The 3345-nt window shown below is 57.0% G+C and carries 1 protein-coding gene; it reads right to left on the bottom strand.

Going from position 1 to position 3345, the window contains the following annotated elements; translation table 11 throughout:
- Window positions 1-247: 247 nt before the first annotated feature.
- Complete coding sequence (locus ACT8X9_RS13175) at window positions 248-3220, bottom strand: type I restriction endonuclease subunit R (protein ID WP_444269297.1); 2973 nt, start codon at window positions 3218-3220, stop codon at window positions 248-250.
- Window positions 3221-3345: the final 125 nt, after the last annotated feature.

Genomic DNA, 3345 nt, shown 5'->3' with positions numbered 1-3345 from the left:
TCAATCGAACGCTGCAATGGAGATGGCGGAGAACAGTTTGCGCGTACGAGCGTTCGGCTCAAGCAATGCTTCGTTCTCTCAGCACATCTCAATTTTAGCGTAGGTTTGGGCATCTGTATCGCTCACTGGCTGTGAACTTTTCAGAACCAACACCATGGTAGTAAAATACTTGTTGGGAACACCCAAACCCTCGAACTGCATCCCGTGGATGCAGGCTGTTTTAAGCAAATAAAAAGGGAAAACTGTTTTACTTCTTGCGGAATTCTCCATACAGCCACTCTGCCAGCGCCGACATAATAGCCTTGTACTTGCTGGTATCCTCAAACAAGGAAGAGAAGGTGTCCTGCGCTTCGAGATAGCTGTCCTGTGCGGCAGTATCAAAAGTCTTGGGAAAGATGCTCTCGGTAAAGATCTGCGGGTCGGAGCTGCGCGCCAGCTTTGCCAGCTTCGGGTCGGCCAGCAGACGGTCATGCAGGGCGGTAAGCAGCACCCGGTCGGCATTGGTGAACTCGCCCTTGAACTTCTCGTTGATCTTCAAAATGATTTCGTCCAGCGGCTCCTTGGGGTCGTGGCCGAGAGCACCCTTCTGGGTGACTGGCTCGTAGACGCCCTTGGCGTGTTCCAGCTCGATGGCACCGGCAAAGGTCTTTTGCAGCTTGTAATACTCCAGTTGCAATTTGCCCTCCAGATCCAGCGGAGAGACCTCGTCCGGCGGCAGCAGCTTGAGCAGGTAAGCGCAGAATACGTTCTCCTTGTGCAGCTCTTCATCGAACATCCGCGCCACCTGTGAAACGTAGCCGTACCACTTGACAAGGCTGCGCAGCAGACGGCGGAACTGGTACCGCTCGGCCTGCGTTTTCTGGTTGTAGCGGTCTGCCACCGGCTTCAAGACGCTGCTCATGCGGCCCACGGCGTTTTTGTCCTGCTTGGTGCTGCGGAAATACTCCTTGGCAAAGGCTTCCACATCTGCATCGGAATAAACGGCAAAGCTCCGCAACTCCTTCTGGGTCTTGTAAATGAGGTCGGTGTTGACCTCCTGCTCCAGAAAGGTTTCCTGATAAAACGGCTGGAAGGCCTCCCGGATGTCCTCTGCCTTGTTCACAAAATCCAGCACAAAGGTGTCGGTTTTACCGGGACAGGTACGGTTCAGACGGGAGAGGGTCTGCACCGCCTTGACGCCCTTCAGCTTTTTGTCCACGATCATGGTGTGGAGCAGCGGTTCGTCAAAACCGGTCTGGTATTTTTCTGCCACGATGAGCACATTGAAGTTGTTGTGGAACTCCTTTTTGGTCTGGCTCTCTGCAATGTGGCTGCCGTCGGCGCGGACGTTCAGGGACTGCTCCGTGTATTCCACGCCGCCGTCCGGTACGGCACCGGAAAACGCCGCTAAGATCTGCACATCGTCATAGCCCTGCTCGGCAATATAGCGCTTGACCTCGTGGAAGTACCGCACCGCCGCCAGCCGGGAGGAGGTGACTACCATCATCTTGCCCCGCCCGCCGATCTTGTGGCTGGTGGTCTCCCGGAAGGTCTCTACAATGATCTTTGCCTTCTGGCTGATGTTGTAGGGGTGCAGCTCTTCATACTTGCGGATGAGCTTCGCCGCCCGGCTGGCAGGCAGGTCGGGGTTGTCCAGGATGGTCTTGGCGATCTTGAAGCAGGTGGAATAGGTCATGTAGTTTTGCAGTACATCCAGAATGAACCCTTCTTCAATGGCCTGCCGCATACTGTAAATGTGGAAGGGGTGGTGGCTGCCGTCTGGGTACTCGGTGCCGAACAGTTCCAGCGTGGCGGTTTTTGGGGTGGCGGTAAAGGCAAAGAAGGACAGGTTCTTGTGCCGCCCGTGGGAGGTCAGTTCCTTCACCAGCGCATCCTCCGGGTCGATCTCGTCCTCCGCTTTGCCCTCCAGCTCGGCATATTCCCGCAGCGCGTCCTCGGTGTCGGCAAGGGCGGCTTTCAGCTTCAAAGCAGAGGTGCCGGTCTGGGAGGAGTGCGCTTCGTCGATGATAACGGCATAGTTCTTCCCGGCGGTCTTGTTTACCTCAGTGTAGATGACCGGGAACTTTTGCAGCGTGGTGATGATGATGCGTGCGCCGTTGTTGATGGCATCCCGCAGGTCGCCGGAGTTTTTGTCCTCGCCGATGGCCTCCACCGCACCCAGCGTATGGTCGAAGCCGGAGATGGTCTCCTGCAGCTGTGCGTCCAGCACAGTGCGGTCAGTCACCACGATGACGCTGGCAAACACCGGCTTGTTCTCGGTGTTGAACAGGGAAGCCAGCCGGTACGCCGTCCATGCAATAGAGTTGGACTTGCCCGACCCGGCGCTGTGCTGGATGAGATAGTGCTGCCCGGCACCCTTCTGCCGCACATCTGCCACCAGCTTGCGCACCACGTCCAGCTGATGATACCGGGGAAAGATGAGGGTCTTGCCGTCCTGCAGGCTCATGAACTTTTGCAGGATGTCCATCATGCTGTCCTTCTGGAACACTTCTTCCCAGAGGTAGGCGGTAAGGTAGCCGTTGGGGTTGGGCGGGTTGCCTGCACCGCCGTCCCGCCCGGCACCGTTAGAGCCCTGATTGAAGGGCAGAAAGCGGGTGTCCTTGCCCGCCAGCCGGGTGGCCATCCACACCTCGGTCAGGTCTACGCAAAAGTAGCCCAGAATGCGCTTGTTGAACTGGAAACACACCTCCCGCGGGTCCCGGTCGTGCATCCACTGCTGCTTGGCGTTCTCCACGGTCTGCCCGGTGAACTGGTTCTTCAGCTCAAAGGCGAACACTGGGATGCCGTTTACCGCCAGCACCATATCCACCGAGTTGTGGGTGGTGTCGGAGTAGAACCACTGCCGGTTGCAGGTGATCTCGTTTTGGGCGTAGCGCTGGGCGTCCTTCTGGTTCAGCGCGGATTCCGGCTGAAAATAGCACACCCGGAACCGCCGTCCCCGGTGCTTGAACCCATACCGCAGCACCGAAAGCAGCCCGTCCGCATCGCAGGCATTGTTAAAGGCCGTGCAGAACTTCCGCACCGGGTTTACCGGGTTCTGCTTTTCAAAAAATGCCCACTCGTTGGGCTGGGTCTTTTGCACAAAGCGGATCAGGGTATCCACAAACAGCCCCAGCTTGGGGTCGTAGCAATCCCCGTTGCGGGTGTAGCCCCCGGCAGGGGAGAGCAGCGCCGCCGCAATGTCCGATTCAAACTGCTTTTCGGTGGTGTTGAGGGGCATGGGTAGACCTCCTTTATCAACATAAAAAATGTTTATTACATAGCTGTTCCAAAGTGGTATCATCAGCTCCACCGGGCTGCAATATGGTGCAAAAGCCAGTTGCGACTAATGTAAGCCCAGTGAGG

Origin of the sequence: Faecalibacterium sp. (assembly GCF_052358865.1) — a bacterium.
Classification (GTDB): Bacteria; Bacillota; Clostridia; order Oscillospirales; family Ruminococcaceae; genus Faecalibacterium; species Faecalibacterium butyricigenerans.
Note: the sequence above shows the minus strand (reverse complement) of the source record. Positions and strands in the feature narration are given on the sequence as shown.

Bases quoted from the DNA above. Each gene is read 5' to 3' on its own strand.
- ACT8X9_RS13175 (WP_444269297.1), bottom strand. From the start codon at position 3,220: ATGCCCCTCAACACCACCGAAAAGCAGTTTGAATCGGACATTGCGGCG.